Annotated in this window: 18 protein-coding genes; 16 read left to right on the top strand and 2 right to left on the bottom strand. The window is 74.4% G+C overall.

The window, feature by feature from the left end; translation table 11 throughout:
• A partial coding sequence (locus FRCN3DRAFT_RS55785; protein ID WP_007516858.1) for a 1-acyl-sn-glycerol-3-phosphate acyltransferase occupies positions 1-1,412 on the top strand: 1,412 nt, incomplete at its 5' end.
• A 29-nt stretch (positions 1,413-1,441) separates the two neighbouring features.
• Here FRCN3DRAFT_RS55785 and FRCN3DRAFT_RS0202275 read toward each other — a convergent pair.
• Complete coding sequence (locus FRCN3DRAFT_RS0202275; protein WP_007516856.1) at positions 1,442-2,332, bottom strand: HAD family hydrolase; 891 nt, start codon at positions 2,330-2,332, stop codon at positions 1,442-1,444.
• A 394-nt stretch (positions 2,333-2,726) separates the two neighbouring features.
• Between FRCN3DRAFT_RS0202275 and FRCN3DRAFT_RS0202270 the strand changes: the two genes are divergently transcribed.
• The 13 genes from FRCN3DRAFT_RS0202270 to FRCN3DRAFT_RS0202205 all read left to right on the top strand — a co-directional run bounded on the left by FRCN3DRAFT_RS0202270 (position 2,727) and on the right by FRCN3DRAFT_RS0202205 (position 20,889).
• Positions 2,727-3,020, top strand: a complete 294-nt coding sequence (locus FRCN3DRAFT_RS0202270; protein WP_007516854.1) for a glutaredoxin family protein — start codon at positions 2,727-2,729, stop codon at positions 3,018-3,020.
• A gap of 241 nt (positions 3,021-3,261) precedes the next feature.
• Positions 3,262-4,227 (top strand): redox-sensing transcriptional repressor Rex, encoded by a 966-nt coding sequence (locus FRCN3DRAFT_RS0202265; RefSeq protein WP_007516852.1) that lies wholly within the window; start codon positions 3,262-3,264, stop codon positions 4,225-4,227.
• On the top strand, positions 4,224-5,639 hold the full coding sequence (locus FRCN3DRAFT_RS0202260; RefSeq protein WP_007516851.1) for a glutamyl-tRNA reductase: 1,416 nt from the start codon (positions 4,224-4,226) through the stop codon (positions 5,637-5,639). The genes FRCN3DRAFT_RS0202265 and FRCN3DRAFT_RS0202260 overlap by 4 nt, the downstream gene beginning before the upstream one ends.
• A complete protein-coding gene (gene hemC / locus FRCN3DRAFT_RS0202255) occupies positions 5,636-6,814 on the top strand; it encodes a hydroxymethylbilane synthase (RefSeq protein ID WP_007516850.1) in 1,179 nt (392 codons plus the stop codon). Before FRCN3DRAFT_RS0202260 ends, hemC begins: the two co-directional genes overlap by 4 nt.
• 4 nt (positions 6,815-6,818) lie before the next feature.
• Positions 6,819-8,675: a bifunctional uroporphyrinogen-III C-methyltransferase/uroporphyrinogen-III synthase gene (locus FRCN3DRAFT_RS0202250; RefSeq protein ID WP_007516848.1), complete on the top strand. Its 1,857-nt coding sequence runs from the start codon at positions 6,819-6,821 to the stop codon at positions 8,673-8,675.
• Positions 8,672-9,697: a porphobilinogen synthase gene (gene hemB / locus FRCN3DRAFT_RS0202245; RefSeq protein WP_007516847.1), complete on the top strand. Its 1,026-nt coding sequence runs from the start codon at positions 8,672-8,674 to the stop codon at positions 9,695-9,697. Before FRCN3DRAFT_RS0202250 ends, hemB begins: the two co-directional genes overlap by 4 nt.
• Positions 9,698-9,857: 160 nt before the next feature.
• Positions 9,858-10,061 (top strand): heavy-metal-associated domain-containing protein, encoded by a 204-nt coding sequence (locus FRCN3DRAFT_RS0202240; RefSeq protein WP_007516845.1) that lies wholly within the window; start codon positions 9,858-9,860, stop codon positions 10,059-10,061.
• A 57-nt stretch (positions 10,062-10,118) separates the two neighbouring features.
• The gene (locus FRCN3DRAFT_RS0202235; protein ID WP_007516843.1) at positions 10,119-12,668 is read left to right on the top strand and encodes a heavy metal translocating P-type ATPase; all 2,550 of its coding nucleotides are present in this window, start codon (positions 10,119-10,121) and stop codon (positions 12,666-12,668) included.
• Positions 12,669-13,004: 336 nt separating this feature from the next.
• Positions 13,005-14,198, top strand: coding sequence for an ATP-binding cassette domain-containing protein (locus FRCN3DRAFT_RS0202230; RefSeq protein ID WP_007516841.1), 1,194 nt, complete (start codon positions 13,005-13,007; stop codon positions 14,196-14,198).
• Positions 14,198-15,232, top strand: coding sequence for an ABC transporter permease (locus tag FRCN3DRAFT_RS0202225; protein WP_007516838.1), 1,035 nt, complete (start codon positions 14,198-14,200; stop codon positions 15,230-15,232). The genes FRCN3DRAFT_RS0202230 and FRCN3DRAFT_RS0202225 overlap by 1 nt, the downstream gene beginning before the upstream one ends.
• Positions 15,233-15,610: 378 nt before the next feature.
• Complete coding sequence (locus FRCN3DRAFT_RS0202220; RefSeq protein WP_007516837.1) at positions 15,611-17,230, top strand: glycosyltransferase; 1,620 nt, start codon at positions 15,611-15,613, stop codon at positions 17,228-17,230.
• A gap of 594 nt (positions 17,231-17,824) precedes the next feature.
• Complete coding sequence (locus tag FRCN3DRAFT_RS0202210) at positions 17,825-20,125, top strand: hypothetical protein (protein ID WP_232793892.1); 2,301 nt, start codon at positions 17,825-17,827, stop codon at positions 20,123-20,125.
• Between the two features lie 53 nt (positions 20,126-20,178).
• Entirely contained in the window at positions 20,179-20,889 is a 711-nt protein-coding gene (locus FRCN3DRAFT_RS0202205) for a hypothetical protein (RefSeq protein WP_007516831.1), read from the top strand.
• 9 nt (positions 20,890-20,898) lie between these two features.
• Here FRCN3DRAFT_RS0202205 and FRCN3DRAFT_RS0202200 read toward each other — a convergent pair whose 3' ends face one another.
• Complete coding sequence (locus tag FRCN3DRAFT_RS0202200) at positions 20,899-21,819, bottom strand: LLM class F420-dependent oxidoreductase (RefSeq protein WP_007516829.1); 921 nt, start codon at positions 21,817-21,819, stop codon at positions 20,899-20,901.
• 199 nt (positions 21,820-22,018) lie between these two features.
• Between FRCN3DRAFT_RS0202200 and hemL the strand changes: the two genes are divergently transcribed.
• The gene (gene hemL / locus FRCN3DRAFT_RS0202195) at positions 22,019-23,398 is read left to right on the top strand and encodes a glutamate-1-semialdehyde 2,1-aminomutase (protein WP_007516828.1); all 1,380 of its coding nucleotides are present in this window, start codon (positions 22,019-22,021) and stop codon (positions 23,396-23,398) included.
• A gap of 92 nt (positions 23,399-23,490) precedes the next feature.
• Positions 23,491-24,138 (top strand): histidine phosphatase family protein, encoded by a 648-nt coding sequence (locus FRCN3DRAFT_RS0202190; protein ID WP_027140176.1) that lies wholly within the window; start codon positions 23,491-23,493, stop codon positions 24,136-24,138.
• Positions 24,139-24,312 lie beyond the last annotated feature (174 nt).

Here is a 24,312-nt window from a genome sequence, read left to right as displayed (position 1 = left end):
TAGCCGCCGCGGCCGAAAAGGGCGAGGACGGCGCGGGCGGCGGGGGGCCGGGGCGTCCGGCCCGCCCGTCGCCGGGCCCGGAGGCTCAGGCCTCGGAGGTCAGGAGCGTTCGCCCCAGGAGCACGTCCCCCAGGAGCACCTCCGCCAGAAAAACCTCCGCCAAGAACGCCCCCGTCAAGAAGGTCCCCGGCGGGGATGCTGTCGCCAAGGACACCGCTGTCGTCAAGGACACCGTTACCAAGGGACCCGGTACCAAGGGCCCCGTTGCCCGGGACGCGGCCGCCAAGCACGCCGCCGCCGAGAGCCCGGCGACCGGGCGGGCCGGCCCACGGCCCGCGCCGCGCACGGGTGCCGCGAAGCCGCCCACTGCCCGAACCGGCGCAACCGGTGCGGGACGGGGTCGGTCGGCCCGGGCGGTGCCCGACAGGGAGCCGGAACATCCCGAGGATCGGGCCGAGCGGCTGTTGGCGCGCCCGGCCGGGCAGGACCAGGACGAGGCCGCGTCCCACGGGGGCGAACCCGCCGGCGCCGCGGGCGTGGACGCGGACGGCACGGCGCCCATGGCCGAGCCCGCCGGCCTGGAACGGGCGCTCGCCGGGATGCTCGCCTTCCTGCGCCGGCGGATCACCGGCGACTACGAGGTCGACGAGCTCGGCTTCGACCCGGACCTGACCGAGCACGTCGTCGCCCCGCTGCTGCGGCCCGTCTACCGGAACTACTTCCGGGTGGAGACGCGAGGGCTGGAGAACGTGCCCGACACCGGCGGCGCGCTGGTCGTGGCGAACCACTCCGGGACGCTGCCGATCGACGCGCTGATGACGGCCGTCGCGCTGCTCGACCACCACCCCGCGCACCGCTACCTGCGGATGCTCGCCGCCGACCTGGTGTTCTCGCTGCCGTTCCTGGCCCCGATAGCCCGCAAGACCGGCAACACTCTGGCGTGCCAGCCCGACGCCGAGCGGCTGCTCGGCAAGGGCGAGCTGGTCGGCGTCTGGCCGGAGGGCTTCAAGGGCGTCGGAAAGCCGTTCAGCGAGCGCTACAAGCTGCAGCGCTTCGGCCGCGGCGGTTTCGTCTCGGCCGCGCTGCGCACCGGGGTTCCGATCATCCCGTGCACGATCGTCGGTGCCGAGGAGATCTACCCGATGCTCGGCAACGCGAAGACGGTCGCCCGGCTGCTCGGCCTGCCCTACTTCCCGCTGACGCCGACGTTCCCGTGGCTCGGCCTGCTCGGCACGATCCCGCTGCCGTCGAAGTGGCTGATCGAGTTCGGCGAGCCGGTGCCCACCGCGCCGTTCACCGCGGCCGCCGCCGACGACCCGATGCTCGTCTTCGAGCTCACGGACCGCATCCGCGAGACCATCCAGCACACCCTCTACGGCCTCCTCATGCAGCGCCGCTCGGTCTTCTTCTAGACGTCAGACGTGTCTGGTTCTCCTAGACGTCAGACGTCCGCATAGCGGCGCTTGAGGGCCATGCCGGCGGCGACGCCGCCGGCCAGGGCGCCGAGGCCGGCGGCGGTGGGGATGCCGACCTTGGCCGCCTTGCGGGCCGTGCGGAAGTCCTTGATCGCCCAGTCGCGTTCCCTGGACGCCGCCTTCAGGTCCGGATCCGGGTTGACCGCCACCGGGTTGCCCACCAGGGACAGCATCGGCAGGTCGTTGATCGAGTCCGAGTAGGCCCAGCAGCGGGCCAGGTCCAGGTGCTCGCGATCCGCGAGCGCTCGCACGGCCGCCGCCTTGCCCGGGCCGTGCAGCGGGTCGCCGACGAGGTGGCCGGTGTAGCGGCCGTCGATCACCTCGGAGACCGTGCCGAGCGCGCCGGTCAGTCCCAGCCGGCGGGCGATGATCGACGCGAGCTCCACCGGCGTGGCCGTGACCAGCCAGACCCGGTGGCCGGCGTCCAGGTGCTGCTGGGCGAGGGCGAGGGTGCCCGAGTAGATCTGCTCGGCCATCCGCTCGTCGTAGATCTCCTCGCCGTAGCGGACGATCTCGCTGACCTCCCGGCCGGCCACGAAGGCGAGCGCCGCCTCCTTGGCGTTGTGCATGCCGTTCGGGTCCTCCAGGCCCCGCAGCCGGTAGCTGACGTGCTGCCAGCCGAACTTCAGCAGGTCACGGGAGTCGAAGAAGTCGCGGGCGGCGAGGCCGCGAGCGAAGTAGAAGATCGACGCGCCGGCCATCATCGTGTTGTCCACGTCGAAGAACGCGGCGGCCGTCGGGTCCGGCGGCGGCTTCGGCGAGGGCTCGGCCGCCGCCTTCAACGCGGCCGTGGCGGCGGCGTCTGCGGCCGCCGCGTCCGTGGCGATCGGTTCATCCTTGCGTGGTCGCAACCACATCTCATCTCCCGGCTGTCCACGGCGCGTCGTGACCATGGTCGCGTATGTCCACGGTGCGTCGCGGGCGGCGCGGCACGCCGCGCGGCGTGCCGCGCGTCACCCGGTGCGGCGCGCGCCGTCGGCCGGCTGGCCGGTACCGGCCACGATGCCGGCCCACGCCGGTCCCCGCGGCGGGTCTCCGTTGGCCGGTCCGCCCGCGGCCCTGGCGTGTCACCTGAGGACATGCGCACCCGAGCCTACGGCCCGCCCGCCGGTGTGCGTCGCAGGTCGGCGGAGATCTCCCGGGTCGGCCTGGCGATGAGAACCGGACGGGTCGTGCATAAATGGTGATGGCGATGACCAGGCGGCACCGAGGTGGCGGCCGTCGGGCGTGTGGCGGTGGGAGGGTGGGTCCATGGGCGGGACGGACGCGGTGGGCGAGGCGGCCGATGACGCGCCGCGGATCACGTTGCTGACGAGGGTGGGCTGTCATCTGTGTGACGACGCGCGCGCGGCGGTGGTCCGGGTGGCGGAACAGACCGGCGTCGGCTGGCGGGAGCTGGACGTGGACGCCGAGCCCGCCCGCGCGGACGAGTACGGCGACCGGGTGCCGGTCGTCCTGATCGACGGCAGGGAACACGGTTACTGGCGGGTCGAGGAGGCTCGGTTGCGCGACGCGCTCGTCGGGCGCCGCTGGTCGCTGCGCTGAGCCGGTCGCCGCCACCGCCGGGCGGGTCGCGGCTTTCGTCCCGGGCGCTGAAGGCTTTCGACCCGTGGATGTCTGGCCTTGGTCCCTGCCTCCCGCCGGCGCGGACGGGTGCGTCTGCCGAGTTGTCGGCGCAAACTTTGTGAAGGCTTTCACGAAGTCGTAGACTCGACGGATCTCGGGCGGCTCCGGCCGCCGCACGACGCCCTCTCGCGGCCAGATCGACCGACAGGAGCCGCGCGTCATGAGCAAGTCTCGGCGGATAGCCCGGGAGAACCGGGCCGGCGCCGTTCCCGAGGCGACGGTCGCCCGCCTCCCTCTCTACCTGCGGGTACTCACCGCGCTGGGGGACGAGGGGGTCTCGACCGTGTCGTCGGACACGCTCGCCGCCGCCGCCGGGGTGACGCCGGCGAAGGTGCGCAAGGACCTCTCTCATCTGGGTTCCTACGGAACCAGAGGGGTCGGCTACGACGTGGCCGTCCTGCTCGACCGCATCTCGGCGCGCCTCGGGCTGACCGAGGACCGAGCGGTGATGCTGGTCGGAGTGGGTAATCTCGGGCACGCGCTCGCGCGCTACGGCGGGTTCCCAGCTCGCGGGTTCCGGATCGTCGCGCTCGTCGACGCCGACCCGGCGCGCGCCGGCGAGGTCATCGGTGGTGTGCGAATCCGCTCCGTGGACGAGCTGGAAAGGCTGATCGAGGACTTTCAGGTGACGATCGGTGTGATCTGCACCCCGGCCGGGGCCGCGCAGCACGTGTGCGACCGGCTGGTAGCCGCCGGTGTCACCAGCATCCTCAACTTCGCACCGGTCGTCCTGACCGTCCCCCAAGGGGTCGACGTGCGTAAGGTCGATCTGGCCGTCGAACTGCAGATCCTGTCGTTCCATGAGGCGCGCAAGCGCCCGGCCGGTGGCGAACGTGTCCGGCCCGCAACCCTGGGGACGCTGCCGGTGGGAACACCACCCGAGGGCCGCGCGGACACCGCCGGGGCCGCGGGCCTCGGTGACGACAGCCTCGGTAGCCGTGGCCTCACCGACGGCGGGACGGATGCCGCCGTCGGCGGCGTTGGTGTACAGGGCGGCGGCGCGGACGGCGCGGGCGCGGGCGGCAGGACGGACGGGATCGTGCGCATGCAACGGATCACAGCGGCGCAGCGGCGGGACGAGTCCCGCCTGGGCGAGGTAGCCGGCGCCGGCGGTGAGGGGTCGTGAGCCTGCTCGCAGTCGGCCTGAACCACCGGACGGCGCCCAACTCGTTATTGGAGCTCGCCGCGGTGTCGGGCGACGACGCTCCGAAGGTGCTCGGCGATCTCGTCCAGGCCGACCATGTGCTCGAGGCCGTGGTCCTGTCCACGTGCAACCGTACCGAGATCTACGCCGAGGTCGACACCTTCCACGGTGGCCTCGCCGACATCTCCGACCAGCTCGCCCGGGTCTGTGGCGTCGATCTGGCGGTGCTGTCGCCGCACCTGTACGTGCACCATGAGGCGCGCGCGGTAGGGCACCTGTTCACCGTCGTCTGCGGGCTGGACTCGATGCTCGTCGGCGAGAGCCAGATCCTGGGGCAGGTCCGGACGGCGTTTCGCGGCGCCCAGACCACCGGGGCCGCCGGCGGCTCGCTCGCCGCGCTCTTCCAGACGGCGTTGCGGGTCGGCAAGCGCGCGCACAGCGAGACGTCGATCGACGCCGCCGGTGCCTCGATCGTCTCCGTCGGCCTGCAGATAGCGGCCGGCAGCCTCGACGTCCGCCGTCCTCAGCGGCTCTCCACGGACATCACGCCGGCCGACTCGGCCGCGCGCTCTGAGCCGGCGGCGCCGGTTGGCTCGGCGGCCGAGGCGGTGTCGGCCGACCTGCCGCTGGACGGCAGCCGGGTACTGATCATCGGGGCGGGCGCGGTCGGCGGCCTGACGGCGGCGACCGTCCGGCGGGCGGGCGCGACGGAGCTGGTGGTCGCCAACCGGACGCCCGCGCGCGCGGCCGCGATCGCCGAGAACCACGGCGCCCAGGTGGTCGGCCTCGCGGAGCTGCCCCACGAGATCGGCCAGGCCGACCTGGTCGTCTCCTCTACCGACGCGACCGGTCTGGTGGTCACCTACGACATGGTCGAGGCGGCGCTCGCCACCCGGGCGGGCCGGCCGCTGGTGTTTCTCGACCTGGCGCTGCCGCACGACATCGACCCGGTGGTGCGCGAGCTGCCCGGCGTGGTGCTCGTCGACCTGGAGTCGCTGCGCGTCGCGCTGGAGGGCGCGCAGGTCTCGCACGATGTCGAGGCGGTGCGCTCGCTGGTCTCCGCGGAGGTGACCGGCTTCCTCAACCGGCGCGGCGCCGTCCGGGTCACCCCGACGGTGGTGGCCCTGCGCGCCCAGGCCGCCGCGATCGTGCAGGACGAGCTCGACCGGCTGCGCGGCCGGCTGCCCGGCCTGGACGCCCGGGAGTGGGAGATGGTGACCGGTACCGTCCGCCGGGTGGTCGACAAGTTGTTGCACGCCCCCACGGTGCGGGTCCAGCAGCTGGCGAACGGTCCCGGCGGCGACTCCTACGCCGAGGCGCTGCGTGAGTTGTTCGACCTCCCCCGTGAGGTCCCGGCCGTCGTCTCGGCCCCTGACCTGCTGGAGCAGCCTTGACACCCTCGTCCCTGCCATCGCTCACGCCGGTGACGCTCGCGTCGCCCGCCGGGGCACCGGCGCCCGGTGGGATGCGCACCCGGCTGCGGCTGGGCACCCGGCGCTCGGCGCTGGCGCTCGCCCAGTCCGGGATGGTGGCCGCCGACCTGCGGGCCCAGCTCGGCATCGAGGTCGAGCTGGTACACATCGTGACCGAGGGCGACCGGAACAAGGCGGCGATCAGCCAGCTGGGCGGTACCGGGGTGTTCGTGAGCGCGCTGCGCGACGCCCTGCTCGCCGGTGAGGTCGACCTCGCCGTCCACTCGCTCAAGGACCTGCCCACGGCCGCCCCGGAGGGGATCGCGCTCGCCGCCATCCCGCCGCGCGAGGACGTGCGTGACGTGCTGGTCTCGCCGAGCGGGCGGCGGCTCGCCGAGCTCGGCCCGGGCGCGCGGATCGGCACCGGCTCCGCGCGGCGCGCCGCCCAGCTGCTCGCGCTCGGCCTTGGCCTGGACGTGGTACCCATCCGCGGCAACGTGGATACCCGGATCAAGAAGGCGATCGACGGCGAGGTGGACGCCGTCGTGCTCGCCTGGGCCGGGCTCGCCCGCCTCGACCGGCTGGACGCGGTGACCGAGGTTCTGGAGCCGGAGGTGATGCTCCCCGCGCCTGGGCAGGGCGCCCTCGCGATCGAGTGCCTGGCCGCGGCGACGGCGCCGACGGGTGTGGCGACAGGTTGCCCGGTGGTCCCGGACGGCGATGTGACGGGAGCCGGCGGGTCGGCTACTCCGGGAAGCGGAGTTGGGGCTCCGCTTGCTGGGCTGCTACGGTTTGTGCTCGACGATGCACCGTCGTCCGTGGCGGTCAGGGCGGAACGTGCCTTTCTGGCGGCGATCGAAGCGGGTTGCACCGCGCCGGTCGGCGCGTTGGCGCGGGTCGTGCCCGCGACCGGTGACGCCAGTACCGCTCGTGGGCAGAACTCTGCCGACGAGCGGAGCGGGCGCCCAGTGAGCGGGACCGGTCAGGCCACTGTCGCCAGCGAGATTCGCCTGCGCGCGGTGGTCGCGTCGCCGGACGGCCGGGCCGTTCTGCGGCGCGAGCTCACCGGCCCGACCGCCGACCCGGAGGCGCTCGGCAGGCGCCTCGCGGACGACCTGCTCTCCGCCGGAGCACACACGCTGATGGGAACCCGCTGACGTCATGGCCACTCGACGAACGAAGAAGCCCGTGTCCCCGGTCGCCCTCGTGGGCGCCGGGCCCCGTGACCCCGGCCTGCTGACCGTGCTGGCCGTCGAGACCCTCAATGCCGCCGACGTCGTCGTCGCCGACCCGGACGTGGCCCCGGCCATCCTGGAGCCGCTCACCGCCGAGGTGCTGCGGATCGGTGACCTGGACGCGCCGAAGCCGATCCGGGACGCGGAGGCGGCCACCGCCGCGGTGGTCAGCCGTGCCCGCTCCGGCGACAAGGTCGTCCGGCTCTACGGGTCGGATCCATGGCTCACCCGGATCGGCGCGAACGACGCGCAGTCGCTCGCGAAGGCCAAGATCCCGTACAAGGTGATTCCCGGCGTCGCGACCGGCGCGGCCGTCTCCACCTACGCGGGCGTCGCCCCCGGCCTGCCCGTCACCTTCGCGAGTACCAGCGGGGTGTTCTCGTCCAGCGGCGAGCTGCCGGTCGCCTCCCCGTTCGGGCCGGACGCGGTCGGCCTCGGCTCGTCGCCGTTCGGGTCGTCGCGTGGTCTGATCGGCCGCCCGCTGGGCGGCGGGCTCGGCGGTGGCCTCGGTGGCGGCCTGGGCTCGGGGAGCCTGGGGTCCGGTGGCCTGGGCGGCGGGCTCGGTGGCGGCCTGGGCGGTGGCCTGGGCCTTGGCGCCGGGTTCGGCGGGCTCGGCGGCGGGACCGTCGCGGGCATGTCCGACGTGGACTGGGCCGGCCTCGCCCAGACCCCGGGCACCCTGGTGATCACCGCGGCGCCGAACGAGATCGGCAAGGTCGCCACGGCGCTCGTCGAGCATGGCCGGCCAGGTGACACCCCGACGGCCGTCACGGTCGACGGCACCACCACCGACCAGCGCACCGTCAGCTCCACCCTCGACCGGATCGAGGCCGACTGCGCGCCGCTGCTGGCCAACTCGAGCCAGCCGCCGACCCAGATCGTCCTGTCGATCGGCCCGGTGGTCGCGACCCGCGCCAAGCTGTCCTGGTGGGAGACCCGCGCGCTGTTCGGCTGGACCGTCCTGGTGCCGCGCACCAAGGAGCAGGCCGCGATCCTGTCGGATCTCCTGCGTTCGCACGGCGCGAGCCCGCTGGAGGTGCCGACGATCGCCGTCGAGCCCCCGCGCACGGCTGCCCCGATGGAGCGCGCGATCACCGGGCTGGTCTCCGGCCGCTACCAGTGGGTGGCGTTCACCTCCGTCAACGCGGTCAAGGCCGTGCAGGAGAAGGTCGAGGAGCGCAGCCTGGATGCCCGCTCGTTCGCCGGCGTGAAGGTCGCCGCGATCGGCGAGGCGACGGCGGACGCGCTGCGCACCTTCGGCATCCGGCCCGACCTGGTGCCCGCCGGCCAGCAGTCCAGCGAGGGCCTGCTCGCCGACTGGCCGCCCTACGACAGCTCGCTCGACCTGCTCGACCGGGTGCTGCTGCCGCGCGCCGACATCGCGACCGAGATCCTGGAGGCCGGGCTCAAGGAGCGCGGCTGGCAGGTCGACGACGTCACCGCCTACCGGACGGTGCGCGCCGCGCCGCCGCCCGCGCCGATCCGCGAGGCCCTCAAGGGCGGCCGCGTCGACGCCGTCGTCTTCACCTCGTCTTCCACGGTGCGCAACCTGGTCGGTATCGCCGGCAAGCCGCACGAGACGACCGTGATCGCCTGCATCGGCCCGAAGACGGCCGAGACCGCCCAGGAGCTGGGCCTGCGGGTCGACGTGCAGGCGCCGGAGGCGACGACCGCCGCGCTGGTCGGCGCGCTCGCCGAGTTCGCCGCCGAGCACCGCGAGGAGCTCGGCAAGGTCGGCCCGCTGGCCGCCCGCCTGCCCAAGCCGCGGCGGGGCCGGCGATGACGGCCGGCGCCGTCGGGAAGCTCGCGGGCCTGCCCGCCGGCTTCCCGCTGGCGCGGCCGCGCCGGCTGCGGCGGACGCCGGCGCTGCGCCGGCTGGTGGCGGATGTGCGGCTGCACCCGGCGGACCTGGTGTTGCCGGTGTTCGTCAAGGAGGGCGTGTCCGAGCCGGTGCCGGTGGCCTCGATGCCGGGAGTGGCGCAGCACACCCGGGACTCGCTGCGCAAGGCCGCCGCCCAGGCGGCCGAGGCCGGAGTCGGCGGGATCATCCTGTTCGGGGTGCCCGCGGTGAAGGACGGCCGCGGCTCGGCGGCGGACGACCCCGACGGGATCGTCCAGCTGGCCATCCAGGACGTGGTGTCCGAGGTCGGCGGGGACGTCGTGGTGATGGCGGACCTGTGCCTCGACGAATACACCGACCACGGGCACTGCGGGCTGCTGACCGCGTCGGGGGACGTCGACAACGACGCGACCCTCGAGCGGTACGCGAGCATCGCGGTCGCGCAGGCGAACGCCGGCGTCCAGGTGGTGGCTCCGAGCGGCATGATGGACGGCCAGGTCGGCGCGATCCGTGCCGCGCTGGACGGCGCCGGCTACCCGGACCTGCCGATCCTGGCGTACTCGGTGAAGTACGCGTCGGCGTTCTACGGGCCGTTCCGGGAGGCCGCCGAGTGCGCGCCCCAGTTCGGCGACCGGTCGGGCTACCAGCAGGACCCGGCCCGCTCCGCCGCAGAGGCGCTGCGCGAGGTGGCGCTGGACCTGGCCGAGGGCGCGGACGCGGTGATGGTCAAGCCCGCGCTGGCGTACCTGGACATCCTGCGGGCGGTGTCCGACAACGTGGACGTGCCGGTGGCGGCCTACCAGGTCTCCGGGGAGTACGCGATGGTCGAGGCCGCCGCCGCGAACGGCTGGGTCGACCGCGAGCGGATCATCGCCGAGACGCTGACCGCCATCCACCGCGCGGGCGCGGACATCATCCTCACCTACTGGGCCACCGAGTTCGCCACCAGGCTCGCCCGCGGCTGACCGGCCGACCGGCTGGCCCCGCCGCGAGACGCTTCTTCACCGTGATCCCTCCCGGGGTCCGCCGCGGGCGTATGCCTGGCTTCGTGGTACCCCCCAGGGGTATATTCGAAGGGCCGCCGGGGGCACCGGCGGGCTCGGGCGTGAAACGGAGGGGGAAGTCATGGTCGCCAGCACGTACACCGTGACGGGGATGACCTGCGGGCACTGCGTGAACGCCGTGACCGAGGAGATCTCGCACCTGCCGGGAGTATCGGACGTCCGGGTCGACCTCGCCTCCGGCACGGCCGAGGTGGTCAGCGACGCCCCCCTTGATCGCGAGGCGGTGCGGGCCGCCGTCGAAGAGGCTGGCTACCAGCTCGTGTGACGCCAGCTCGTGTGACGCGCGGGCGCGGCGACGCGCCTCGTGGGCGGGAGGACGACGATGGCCGCGATCCGGGAAGTCGACCCGATCGGCGCGGGTGACACCGTCGAGCTGATGGTCGGCGGGATGACCTGTGCCTCCTGCGCCGCCAGGGTGCAGCGCAGGCTGAACAAGCTGCCGGGCGTCGACGCCGCGGTGAACTACGCGACCGAGCGCGCGACCGTCCGCCTGGTCGGCCCCGCCGAGGAGCCGACGACCGTCGTCGACCTCGTCCACGCGGTGGAGGCCGCCGGCTACTCGGCCGCGCCGCTCGCCCCAGCCGGCACGCGCCGGCTGGCGGACGGGCCTGGCTGGGAAGATCAGAAGGGCCAGGCTGGTGGGGCCGACGTGGACCAGCCGCCCACCGTCGACGCGATCGCCGAGGCCGAGGCGCGGGAGGCGGCCGAGACCCGCCGGTCGTGGACGCGGCTGTGGGTGAGCGCCCTGCTCGCCGTCCCGGTGATCGTGCTGGCGATGGTGCCGCCGGCGCAGTTCCCCGGCTGGCAATGGGTGTCGCTGGCGCTCGCCGCGCCGGTGGTCGGCTGGGGCGGGCTGCCGTTCCACCGGGCCACCTGGCGCAACCTGCGCCACGGCGCGCTCACGATGGACACGCTGATCTCCCTGGGCACACTCGCCGCCTTCGGCTGGTCGCTGTACGCGCTGGTCTTCGGGGACGCGGGCATGATCGGCATGCGGCACGGCTTCGACCTGGCCGTCGGCTGGACGGACGACGGCCTCGGGGAAAGCCTCGACACGATCTACTTCGAGGTGGCGGCCGGCGTCACCGTGTTCCTGCTCGTCGGTCGATACCTGGAGCTACGGTCACGCCGCCGGGCCGGGGCGGCGCTGCGGGCGCTGCTGGAGCACGGCGCGCGGGACGTCGCCGTGGTGGGCCCGGACGGGGCCGAGCATCGGGTGGCGGTCGAAGCGCTCGCCGTCGGCGACCTGTTCGTGGCCCGACCGGGCGAGCGGATCGCCACCGACGGGGTCGTCGTCGACGGAGCGGCCGCGATCGACGCCAGCCTGGTCACCGGCGAATCGGTGCCCGTCGACGTCGGCCCTGGCGCGGCGGTGACTGGCGGGACCGTCGCGGCCGGCGGCCGGCTCGTCGTGCGGGCGACCAGGGTCGGCGCGGACACTCAGCTCGCGCAGATGGCCAGGATGCTCGCCGCCGCCCAGTCGGGCAAGGCCGAGATCGCCCGGCTGGCCGACAGGGTGTCGGCGGTGTTCGTCCCGGTCGTCCTCGTGCTTGCCGCCGGAACCCTCGCCGGCTGGCTGGCCACCGGCCGGCCGGTGGCCGCCGCCTTCACCGCCGCCGTAGCCGTGCTGATCGTCGCCTGCCCGTGCGCGCTCGGCCTCGCCACCCCGATGGCGCTGCTGGTCGGCACCGGGCGCGGCGCCCAGCTCGGCATCCTGATCCGCGGGCCGGAGGTGCTGGAGTCGACCCGGCGGGCTCAGGTCATCGTGCTCGACAAGACCGGCACGGTCACCATCGGCCGGATGAGTGTGGTCGAGGTGCGCCCCGCCGCCGGAACCGCCGCCGCCGGTGCCTCCGCGAGCGAGGTGTTGCGCCTGGCGGGCGCCGTCGAGGCGGCCAGCGAGCACCCGATCGCCCAGGCGATCGCCGCGGCCGCCCGCGCGGCTGAGGCAGCCGGCACGGCTGGGGTGGCCGGCACGGCTGGGGTGGCCGGCACGGCTGGGGTCGACGGTGTGGCTGGTGCCGGCCTGGCGATCGCCGGGCCGGCGGTGACGGACTTCGTCGCGCTGCCCGGGCTCGGCGCCGGCGGCATCGTCGACGGGCGTCGGGTGCTCGTCGGCCGGGCACGGCTGCTCGCCGAGCGGGGTGTGCCGGTCGACGATGACCTGGCCGCGTGGCAGGCGGCCACCGAGGCCGCTGGCCGCACCGTGGTTCTCGTCGCCTGGGGCGCCGCGCCAGACCGCGCACCGCGGCCCGGCGACACCGGCGACACGATCGACCTGCGTGCTCGGGGTGCGGTCGTGGTCGCGGACACCGTGCGCCCGAGCGCGGCCGCCGCGGTCGCCGCGCTGCGTGGGCTGGGGCTGCGGCCGATGCTGGTGACCGGGGACGCGGAGCCGGTCGCGCTGGCCGTCGCGGCCCAGGTCGGGATCGACGCCGCGGACGTCGTCGCGGGCGTGCTGCCGGCCGGAAAGGTCGAGACCGTACGTGGGTTGCGGGAGCAGGGGTTGGTCGTGGCCATGGTCGGTGACGGGGTGAACGACGCCCCGGCACTCGCGCTGGCCGATCTCGGGCTCGCGATGGGCACGGGCAGCGACGTCGCGATCGAGGCGGGCGACCTGGTGCTCGTCGGCGGTGACCCGATGGCGGCGGCCGACGCGATCCGGCTGTCCAGGGCGACGCTGCGCACGATCCGCGGCAACCTGTTCTGGGCGTTCGCCTACAACGTGGCGGCGCTGCCGGTCGCGGCTCTCGGGCTGCTCAACCCGATGATCGCCGGCGCGGCGATGGCGTTCAGCTCCCTGTTCGTCGTCTCGAACAGCCTGCGCCTGCGTCGCTTCGCCCGCTGGCGCTCCGTTTCCGTTACCGCCTGACCGGTAGCTGCCACGGGTGCGGTGGGTGGATGGGTTCCCCATATCCACCGCAACGCATAAGTTTGCCCACGCAACGGCACAGACCGGCGTCTCGGCATCGACCGCGGCGCCGGTCTGCCGCGACCCGCATCGGATCCACGGAGCGGGCCGCTGCCCGCGCCGATCAGGGGGCGCCGGGCCGGCCGTTGGGCTGGTCCGCCGAGCGGAGGATCACCAAGACGCGGCATGACCACGACGCATCCGGCGCGCAGACCCGCGTCACCGACGGAACTACCCGGTTCGGCACCTGAGCCGGAGCCACCCGCCGCCGACGAAGGCGAGGCAGCGGGCCCTGCTGTGACCGAAGGCGACGAGGAGACTCCCGCCGGCGGCGAGGCGGCGGCGGAGCCTGACACGGCCGAGGGTGAGGAGCATCCTCCCGCCGAAGTTGGGGGGACAGCGGAGCTCGGCGCGTCCAGGATTGATGACGTGTCCGGGGCTGGTGATCTGTCCGGTGCCGAAGGCGGGGCGGCGGTCGAGCCTCTCGTCGCCGGGGGTGCCGAGCCGGTATGGGCGATCGACGCGCGCGACCTGGTCAAGACCTACCGCGGGCGTCGGCGTGGTGATCCGCGGATTGAGGCTGTTCGCGGCGTGAGCCTGCGCGTTCCCGCAGGCACGATCTTCGGCCTGCTCGGCCCGAACGGCGCCGGCAAGTCGACCATGGTGCGGATGCTCGCCACGCTTTCCCGGCCGGACAGCGGGTCGGCCGTCGTCGCCGGCCACGACCTGCTGCGCAGCCCGTGGGAGGTCCGCCGCGCGATCGGGATCGTGTCGCAGAAGACCAGCGCCGACCTCGACGCCACGGGCCGGGAGAACCTGCTGCTGCAGGGCCGGCTCTACGGCCTCGGCGGCGCCCAGCTCGCCCGGCGCGCGGGTGACCTGCTCGAGCGCTTCGACCTCACCGGCGCGGCCGACCGGCTGGCCCGCACCTACTCCGGCGGCATGCTGCGCCGTCTCGACGTGGCGATCGGCCTCGTACAGCGCCCGGCCGTGCTCTTCCTCGACGAGCCGACGACGGGTCTCGACCCGCACGCGCGGGCGGTGATGTGGGACGAGATCGCGACGCTTATCGCCGACGGGCTGTCGATCCTGCTCACCACCCACTACCTGGAAGAGGCCGACCGGCTCGCCACCAGGGTCGCGATCGTCGACAGCGGCCGGGTGGTCGTCGAAGGCACCCCCAACGAGCTCAAGAGCGAGCTGCGCGGTGACGCCGTCGACGTCGACCTGGCCGCCGAGCCGACCGCCCCGCAGGCCGCGGACCTGCACGCTCGGCTCGCGGCCCTGCCGGGCGTGGTGGAGGTGGTGTTCGACGGCCGCGCGGTGCGGACCCGGGTGAACGAGGGCGCCGCGAAACTGCCAGCGATCTTCGCGGCCGTGGACGGCGCCGGCCTGTCCGTCATGGCGGCCACCGTGGCGCGGCCGTCCCTGGACGACGTCTACCTGCGCCACGTCGGTCACCGGCTCGGTCAGAGCGAGGAGGTGGCCTGATGGCGACGGCGGCGGAGCGGCTCCCGGACCAGCCGGAGCCGGCCATGGTGGGCGTCCCCCGGGATCCGTCTGACATCCCGGCGAGTCCACCGGCGGTCCCGGCGAACGCGTCGGCGGTCCCGGTGAACGCGTCGGCGGTCCCGGTGAACGTGCCGGCAGTACCGGCGAACGTGCCAGCAGTACCGGCCAACGCATCGTCGGGCTTCCCGGTCGAGTTCGCGGCGGCCCCGGTCGGCGTGTTCGAGAGTGGCGCCCCCTACCCCGCCGGGTGGCGGCAGTTCGGCGCGCTCACCGCACGCATGGTGCGCGCGATGCTGCGCCATCCGGCGTTCCTCGCGATCACGCTGGTGCAGGCGGTGGTCTGGCTGCCGCTGTTCGGGTCGTTGTTCCACGGCGTGGCGGCGATCCCGGGGTTCGGCGCCACGAACTACATCGACTACCTGACCCCCGGCGTGGCGACGATGAGCGTGCTGTTCTCGGCCGGCTGGTCGGGGATTCGGTTCATCGACGACATGGAGAGCGGGGTGATGGAGCGACTGCTCGCCTCGCCGACCAGGCGCTGGACGATGGTCGGCAGCATGCTCGTCTACCAGGCGCTGCTCGTCGCCGTGCAGGTGACGCTGGTGGTGCTGCTCGGCTGGGCGCTGGGTGCCAGCTTCCACTCCGGTATCGCCGGAGTACTGGTGATGATCGTCCTGGCGGTCACCCTGGGCTCGGTGGTGACGGCGCTGTCGGGGGCGCTCGCGCTGGTGGTGCGTCGACGGGAGGCACTGATCGCGGCGGCGAACCTGCTGGTGCTGCCCCTGACGTTCCTGTCGAGCGCGATGATGCCCACGCACCTGCTGCCCGGCTGGATCCGCGTGGCGTCCGCCTACAACCCGGCGAACTGGGCAGTTACCGGCTCACGGACCGCCCTCGAGGCACATCCCGACTGGATGTCCGTACTGGGGTACTTCCTCGTGCTCTTCTCGCTGGCCGGCCTCGCCTCGGCGGTCACGGTTCGCGCCTTCCGTGGGTACCTCCGTTCGCTGTGACATTGGTTCGCTCCGTGCGGGCACCGCGCTCCGGCCCCTCACTCGCTTCGCTCCCGAGGGACCTCCGCGCGGTGTCCTCCTCCGCTCACGGGCGCTCCGGCGACCTCGCTGCGGCCCGGCCCACCTCGCTTCGCTCGTGGGTCGGGCCTCCGCGAGGCGCGCCTCCGCGCCGCACGGTCACCCGCCGCTGAACGTCACCAAACCGAAGAGCACAGCGCCCATACAGGTGGCACTTCGCTGCGCTCGGGGGTCGGGCCTCCGCGAGGCGCGCCTCCGCGCCAGCTCGGTCGTTGTGCGCTGAGGAGATACCCGGTCGCCTTAACAACTGACGGAGGCGTGGTCGAGCGGTAACCGGGCACGCGTGGCACGCTACGGAGGGTGACTGAACAGACGGTTCTGACGGTGCTGACGGGCGTAGCGATCGTCGCGCTGGCCTCCTGGGTGTCGCTCGTGACCTGCTGGGGTGGGTACTGGCGGACCGACCAGCGCCTGCCGTCCCGGCGCACGCCGGCGCAGTGGCCCGCGGTCGCGATCGTCGTCCCCGCCAGGGAGGAGGCGGCCGTGCTGCCGGTGACCCTGCCGACCCTGCTCGCCCAGGACTATCCCGGCCCGGTGACGTTGGTGCTCGTCGACGACGCGAGCACCGACGGCACCGCCGAGGTCGCCCGTGACCTCGCCGCGCGGGAGCTGGCCCGCCGGGCCGCGGCGCGCGACGCCGGCGACCCCACCGCGCTCGGTGGCGTCGGGCTCACCGTGCTCGCGTCCACCCCGCCGCCGCCCGGCTGGACCGGCAAGCTCTGGGCACTTCAGCACGGCGTGGAGTTCGCGGGCGAGGCCGAGTTCGTGCTGCTCACCGACGCCGACATCGCGCATCGGCCAGGGTCGCTGCGGGCGCTCGTCGAGGCGGCGATGACGCACCGGCTCGACATGGTCTCCCAGATGGCCCGGCTGAACGTCACCACTCGCTGGGAGCGACTCATCGTCCCGGCCTTCGTGTACTTCTTCGCGATGCTCTACCCGTTCCGCTGGTCGAACCGGCCGCGGTCGGCGATCGCGGCGGCGGCGGGCGGTTGCTCTCTCGTCCGTCGGCGGCTGCTGCGGGACGCGGGTGGGCTCGCCGTCGTGCGCGGCGCGGTCATCGACGACGTCGCGATCGCCCGGCTGGTCAAGAAGGCCGGTGGGCGGACATGGCTCGGCCTTGCCGACCGGGTCGACAGCGTGCGGCCATACCCGGCGCTCGCGGACCTGTGGAACATGGTCGCCCGCAGCGCCTTCACCCAGCTGCGGCACTCGGTGGCGCTGCTCGTCGGGACCGCCGTCGGCATGCTGCTGCTGTTCGCCGTACCGGTGGTGGCGACGGTGACGGGACTCGCGGCCGGTGACCCGGTGCTGGCGGCGCTCGGAGCGGCCGGCTGGCTGGTGCTCGCCGGAACCTACCTGCCGATGATCCGCTACTACCGCCAGCCACCGCCCGCCGCGCTGCTGCTGCCGGTGACGGCGATGCTCTACCTGGCGATGACCGTCGACTCGGCCCGCCGCCACCTCGCCGGCCGCGGCGCCGCCTGGAAGGGCCGCACCTACGGCGCCCCGGCCGCCGCCCAGGCCGCCGATCCGGCTGGCGAGCCCGCCGCCGACGTGTCCGCCGCCGCGGCCGCGGCGCCCACCCGGGCCACGGATCTCGCCGCCGACCAGGTCGACGCGCTGCGCCGGCTTCTCCTCCCCGCGCAGCCACCCACCCGCGACCGCGGCGCGGCCGCCTCGAGCCAGGCCCCCGGCGCCGTCGTCGGCCAGCGCGCCCCCGGGGTTCCTCCCCAATCGGCGGCTGGGTCCCTGCCGGATCGGCAAAGCCCGGGGTCCCTGCCGGATCGGCGAAGCCCGGGGTCCCTGCCGGATCGGCGAAGCCGATCTGGGAGGTCTGCTGGGAGGTCAGCGATGGGGGAGGTCCGCGACGAGGACCCGGAACCCACCGCGCCCGGCACCGGCCACGACCCCCGATAGTGGCGGCTCGTAACCGGCCCGTGCATGAGGTCGGGTGAGCCGGTACTTTCCAGGAAAGGTCACGACCCTGGCGCGCCCGGCCGCTGGCATCCGATCGGCAGGCCGGCGCGCGGCCCGGGCGGTCGGTGACGTCCTACCTGGGGGCGGCGAATCCACGTGAGCAGCAATCCCGGCGATCCCCATCAGGGCGGCCAGCCGACGGACTGGAACTGGCCGCGGACCGCCCCCGACCCCGGGGTCCCTGCCGGATCGGCGAAGCCGATCGGGGAGGTCCGCGAGGGCCCGGTCCAGGCCGCCCCGCCGCCCCCTGTCGGTCCGCCCCCTGTCGGTCCGCCACCCGCTGGCCCTCCGCTCGTGGGTCCGCCGTTCGTCGGTCCGCCGTTCGCTGGGCCACCCATCGCTGGGCCACCCATCGCCGGCATGACGGCTCCCGTGCCCGAGTCCGTCATGGGACCTCCGATGGCCCCCTTCGCTGTCACCTCGCCCACCGTCGTCAGGCCGCCGACTCCGGCACCTCCGGGTCCCGCGCCGCGAGGCGGTCCAGCGCCGGCGCCAGCGCCGGTGCCGGCGCACTGGGCACAGGTGCGGGGCCGGGTGGTGTTCGACAGCGCCTGGTGCCCGCTGCGGGAGGGGCGGACCAGCGGCTTCTCGATGATGGGCAGCCGTCAGCTGCTGCTCACCGACCTGCCTGCGGTGTACGTGCACGACACCGGTGGGTTCGGCGCCGCCGTCCTGAGCACGCTGGAGCCGGCCTTCGACCCGGTCGCGACCGTCGAGCTGTTCGAGGGCGGTACCCGACTCGCCGTCGACGTCGCGTTCCCCGACGGGCGGACCTACCAGGCCGCGACCGTCACCCCGCTGCCGCCGGAGCTGCTCATCGCGCTCACCGGCCTGTTCGGCCGGCTGCTGCCGGACGTGTCGTCGACGGCGTTCGCCAGCCCCTGCGCCATCTCCGTCACCCCGCACTACGAGCAGTCCGCGAATGCCGACGCCACCGGCGGCGTCACCCCGCCCCCGACCGCCGTGACCCCACCCCCGGGGACGGCCGCCCCCGGCGCGCTGTCCACGGCCTCCGTCAAGGGCGCCGCCGCCAAGGTCGCGGCGGCCGCCCGGGGCGCGTCCGCGGGCCAGGGCCAGAGCTCTGCCCAGGGTCAGGGTCAGGGCCCGGCGGGTGTCTCCGGCCCTCCTGACGGGGAACTCACGGCCTATGTCGTCGTGAAGGACGGCCGGCTGGAGCTGCGTTCCCGGGGGCGGTCGATCATCGACTGGCCGCTCAACCGGGTCGCCGTCGAGCCGACCGGTCCCACGAGTGCGGCGGTACGCGGCGGTGCCGTGCTCGACGGCCGGTTCCTCACCGGGGTGACGCTGCACCTGGCCACGCCGGACGTGCTCGGCGCGTTCCTGGCCACCACGCGGGTCGAGCGGCGTGAGGCCGAGCCCACGGCCATCGGCACGTCCGCCCCGGTGTGGGCGGGCGGCCTGGGCGGTGACGCGGCGCGCGGCCGGGCGGACTGCGTGCTCGGCGACACCGTGCTGGAGCTGCAGCCGCGGGAGAGCGCCACGGCGCTGACCCGGTTCGAGCTGACCGACTCCCGGCTGCGGGTCGCCGGATCGGCGCAGCGGTTCGTCATCTTCGACCCGGACCATGGCCCGGTGGTCGTCGAAAGCGACTCGGAGGCGTTCGGCGGGCGGGTGGCGGCTCATCCCGGCGTGCGGGCGGCGGCCGAGCGGACGCTGGCGGTCGGCCCCTACCCGGCGGAGCTGGCCGACGGGGGGCCGGTGGCCTGCGCGGTCGCGGCCGGCGCGCTGCGGGTGAAGGGGCCCGGAGTCGACCTGCGGGTGCCGTTCCCGGCGATCCGGGCCGTCGAGGGCGCGGCCGACGCGGCGCGCGCCAGCCTGCGGGTGGCGGCCGAGGGCGAGGACGTCACGGTCGTCGGCCCGCTGGAGCTGGTCCGGGCGCTGCACACGGACATCGCCGCCGGTAACTACGCCACCGAGGACCCACGGCACCTCCCCGACATGCTGCGGGCGGCCGCGGGCCTCGAGGACGACTACTTCCTCTATACGATCTTCGGCCCGTTCTACGAGCTGCACGCCGCCCTGCTCGGCGACGCGGCCGCGGGCGGCCTCGCCGACCAGGTGGCGCTGCCGGCGGACGACGAGGGCCGGCTGCGCACCGCCGCCGCGCTGTCGGAGGGCCTCGACGAGCTGCGGCGTCACCTCGACCAGGTCGGCTCGGTCCTGCCCGCCTTCATCCGCCACCGCGACGGGTTGCTGCTGGCTCCGGTCACCGGCGGCCGGCCGGAGCCGGAGTGGCTGAAGGCGCACGAGACCCGGCTGCGCGCGGCGCTCGCCCCGGCCCAGCGCGCGGCCGCCGAGACCGGAGCGCTGTCGGCACAGGTGCAGCGCCTGATGGACCTGGACCCGTCCGCGCTGCCGAAGGCCAACTACGCGGGCGCCGCCGTCGCGCTCGGAGCGGCACTGCTGAACCCGGTGTTCCTGGTCTCCGGCGCGACCCAGGCATTCAGCCAGTACAACCAGCGGGCGCAGCGGTCCGCGCTGATGAGCACCCAGGCGGCGAGCGGCTGGGCGAGCGCCCTCGACCGGTGGAACACACTGGTCACCGCCACGATCCCGGTGCTCGGCTACGTCCTGACCGAGAACCTGTTCGCGCTGCGCTGGGAGACCGCCCGCCAGCTCGCCGAGGAGCTGCGGCGGGCGGCGCCGACGGCGCGGGGGGCCGCGATGGGCGGCGTCGCCCGGCGGCTCGCCCGGCTCGACGTGCTGCGTCGCTACCCGGCCAACAGCGGTATCCGGCTCACCCGGGGCGAGATCGCGCACCACCTTCGGGTCGCGCGCGACTCGGTCAGCACCCCCCGGTTCGTCGACTTCTGATTCCCTACCCGAGCCCGATCCCTTACCCGAGCCCGAGCCGCGAGGGAGCCGCCATGTCCATCTTTGCGAGCCAGTTCGACCGTGCTCGGGTCTACACGGGCATGTACACCGGCCGGCCCGACGACACGACCTGGCGAACGCCCCGCGGTGCCGCCACCGGCGGCGGCGGGCTGCTGGCCGGCGGTGTGGTCGCCGCCCTGGCCGCGGGCGGTGTGGTCGCCGGCCTCGCCGCGGCGACGGCCATCGACGCGTTCTTCGGCGATGACTCGGGCTCGGGCGCGGACTCCCACGCTCACCAGGACGCGCCCGCCGATCCGCACCACGACGGCCACCCGGACGCCGGCTCGGACGCCGGCTCGGGTGGCCACGCGGACGCCATGGCCAACGCGCACGCCGGCGCGGACGCCGGTGGGGATGCCGGCGGGGCGGGCGCCCACGGGCACGCCGACGCCTGGGGCGCTGGTTGGGGGAATGGCTGGGACGCCGGGTGGGACGCCGACTCCAGCCATCGGCTGGCCGCCGGCGGCCACGCCGGGACCGTGGACGCCGGCCATGAGACGGACCACCTGGGGGAGGCGTCCGGCCAGGCCGCCCACCAGCTGTTCGCCGAGACGAGCACAGCCGAGGCGGCCGACGACCACCACGTCCACGCCGGCCACGAGGAGGTCTGGACCCACGAGGCCGGCCACGCCGACGCCGGTTTCGGCGGCGACGACGGCTTCTCGGCCATCCACGACGCCGGCATCCACGACGCCGGTTCCTGACGGCGCCGCTCAGCTGGCGCTGGTGAGGCCGCTCAGCAGGGCATGGGTGCGTCGCTCCTCGGCGGTGCCGGGGGCGGCGAACACGTTGGCGATGAAGTCGGTCGTCCCGGCGGACGCGAGCTCGGCGATCCGGGCCGAGACGGTGTCCTCGTCGCCGATGAGCGCGACGTCGGCGGGCCCGGCGGCGCCCTCCCGGTCGAGCATCGCCCGGTACGACGGCAGGTTGCCATAGATCGCGAAGATCTTGCCGGCCTGGGCGTGGGCGGTGGCCGGGTCGTCGGTGACGCAGACCGGCAGGGAGGCGACCACCCGGGGCTCAGGGCGGCCGGCCGCCTCGGCCGCCGCCCGGATCGTCGGCGCGATGTGGTCGCGCACGGTCGCGGGCCCGGTCATCCACAGCACGGTGCCGTCGGCGCGCTCGCCCGCCAGCCGCAGCATCGCCGGCCCGAGGGCCGCGACCAGCACGGGCACCCGCCCGAGCCGGGGTGTCGAGAGCCTGGCCGCGGCCCGCAGCGTCTCGCCCTTCACGTCCACGGACTCGCCGGCGAGCAACGGCACCAGCGCGGACAGGTACTCCGACATGTGGCGGACCGGGCGCTCGAAGCTGTAACCGAGCATGTCCTCGATCACGATCTTGTGTGACAGGCCGATGCCAAGGGTGAGCCGGCCACCGGTCGCGAGCGCCGTCGTCAGTGCCTGCTGCGCGAGTGCGACCGGATGACGCGGGTATGTCGGCACCACCGCCGTGCCCACCTCGATCCCGGGCACCTGGCTGCCGACGACGGCCAGCGTCGTCAGCGCGTCCAGGCCGAAGATGTTCGACAGCCAGGCCGAGGTGAACCCCTCGTCGGCGGCGCGGGCCAGCGTGTCGCGCATCTTCGTGAGCGCGTCCGGCTCGTCCGTGGCCGATAGCAGGATCCCGATGCGCATGGCGACTCCGATCGTCCTGCCCGCGGGGCGCGAGCGAGCTACGCCGGGGCGCGGGCGGTGGTTGGCGCGATGTGCGGCGCCTGTCACTATCGCGGACCGGACCATCGGGGTCGACCGCCGAGGGGCCAACCATCGAGGGAAAGGACTCAATGGCGAGCGGGTCGCGAGCCATGCCCGACGGACCTGCGAGGATCGGGGCATGCACGTTCCAGCGGCCGCCGCGGTGACCCCGTCCGCGGCACCGGCTTCCGAGCATCTGTTCGCCCGCGCCGGGCGGGTCACTCCTGGCGGCGTCAACTCCCCGGTCCGGGCGTTCCGGGCGGTCGGGGGCGTGCCGCGGTTCATGGTGTCCGGCAAGGGTGCCTATCTGACGGACGCGGACGGCCGGCACTATGTCGACCTGGTCTGCTCGTGGGGGCCGATGATCCTCGGCCACGCGCACCCGGACGTCGTCGACGCGCTGCACCGCGCCGCCGCCAGCGGCACCAGCTTCGGCACCCCGACCCCCGGCGAGGTCGAGCTCGCCGAGACGCTCGTCGACCGGGTCGCCCCGTTGGAGCAGGTCCGCCTGGTCAACTCCGGCACCGAGGCGACGATGAGCGCGATCCGGCTGGCCCGCGGGTTCACCGGTCGGTCGAAGATCGTGAAGTTCGCCGGCTGCTACCACGGCCACGTCGACGCCCTGCTGGCCGCCGCGGGCTCGGGCATCGCCACCCTCGGCCTGCCCGACACCCCCGGGGTGACCGGCGCGGCCACCGCCGACACCATCGTCCTGCCCTACAACGACCTCGCCCTGGTCGAGGCCGCGTTCTCGGAGCACGGCGACACGATCGCGGCGGTGATCACCGAGGCGGTGGCGGCGAACATGGGTGTCGTCCCACCCCTGCCTGGCTTCAACGCCGGCCTTCGCCGGCTGTGCGACCAGCACGGGGCGTTGTTCATCTTCGACGAGGTCATGACGGGCTTCCGGGTCTCCCGCGCCGGCTGGTGGGGCCTGGAAGGCGTGGCCGAGGGCTGGGCGCCCGACCTGTTCACCTTCGGCAAGGTCATGGGCGGTGGGCTGCCCGCCGCGGCCTTCGGCGGCCGGGCCGACGTGATGGCCCGGCTGGCGCCGGCCGGCCCCGTCTACCAGGCCGGCACCCTGTCCGGGAACCCGCTGGCCGTCGCCGCGGGGCTGGCCACGTTGCGGGCCTGTACGGACGAGGTCTACGCCACCGTCGACGCCCGCGCCGCCGACGTCGCCGGGATCGTGTCCACCGCCCTGACCGAGGCCGGCGTCGCGCACCTGCCGGCCAGCGCTGGCAACCTGTTCAGCTTCTTCTTCACCGACGCCGCCGCCGTCATCGACTACGCGGGTGCCGCCGCCCAGCACACCGCCCGCTACGCGGCCTTCTTCCACAGCATGCTCGACGCTGGCATCTACCTGCCGCCGTCCGCCTTCGAGGCCTGGTTCGTCTCCGCCGCCCACGACGACGACGCCGTCAACCGCATCGCCGACGCGGCCCCCGCCGCCGCCCGCGCCGCCGCGTCGGTGGCCGACCCGCCGGCCGCTGGCGCGCACGGGGCGGTGGCCCCGTGAACGAGGCGGCGGCGGAGCCAACCCCGGAGGCCGTGACCCCGGAGGCCGCGGCCCCGGTTGTCACGGTCCCGGATGCGGCGCCGCTCCGGGAGGTGGCCGAGCAGGGGACGACGACCGTTCACCTGGTCCGCCACGGCGAGGTGTTCAACCCCGAGAAGATCCTCTACGGCCGGCTGCCGAACTACCGGCTCTCGGAGGCGGGGGAGAAGCAGGCGAAGGTCACCGCGGAGTTCCTCGCCCGGCTCGACGTCGCGGCTGTCGTCGCGAGCCCGCTGATGCGCGCCCAGCAGACCGCCGCGCCGATCGCCGCCGCCCACCGGCTGCCCGTGCTCGCCGACCACCGGCTGATCGAGAGCCGCAACTTCTTCGAGGGCAGGGCGTTCGAGGCGAGCCCCCGCCTGCTGCGCGACCCGAAGATGTGGTCGGTGCTGCGCAACCCGCTGCGCCCGTCCTGGGGCGAGCCCTACACCGAGATCGCCGAGCGGATGCTGGGGGCCGCCGCGGAGTGGCGCGATGCCTTCTCCGGCCGGCACATCGTGCTGGTCAGCCACCAGCTGCCCGTCTGGACCGCCCGCCGGGCCCTCGAAGGTCGCCGCCTCTTCCACCGCCCTGACCGCCGCCAGTGCGCGCTGGCCAGCGTCACCTCCGCCGTCTACGGCGACGACGGCACCCTCCTGCGCGTCGACTACGCCGAGCCCAACGGCCCCACCGCCACCGGCTCCGGCTCCGTCGGCGCCTGATCAAACCCCGCGACTGACCTTGGTCCTTGGTGGTGCGGCGTCATGCTTTGCCGCCGTCGCCCCTCCCCTCGCCCCCGATGATCGCCGTTTGTGCCCTGCCGTGGTTGCCAGCGGGCCAGATCGTGACCACCGGAGGGCGCAACGGCGATCAGGTCGCGGGCCCGACCACCGGGG

This window comes from Pseudofrankia saprophytica (assembly GCF_000235425.2).
In the GTDB taxonomy this organism is placed as follows: Bacteria; Actinomycetota; Actinomycetes; order Frankiales; family Frankiaceae; genus Pseudofrankia; species Pseudofrankia saprophytica.
This window is presented reverse-complemented; position numbering and strand designations above follow the sequence as displayed.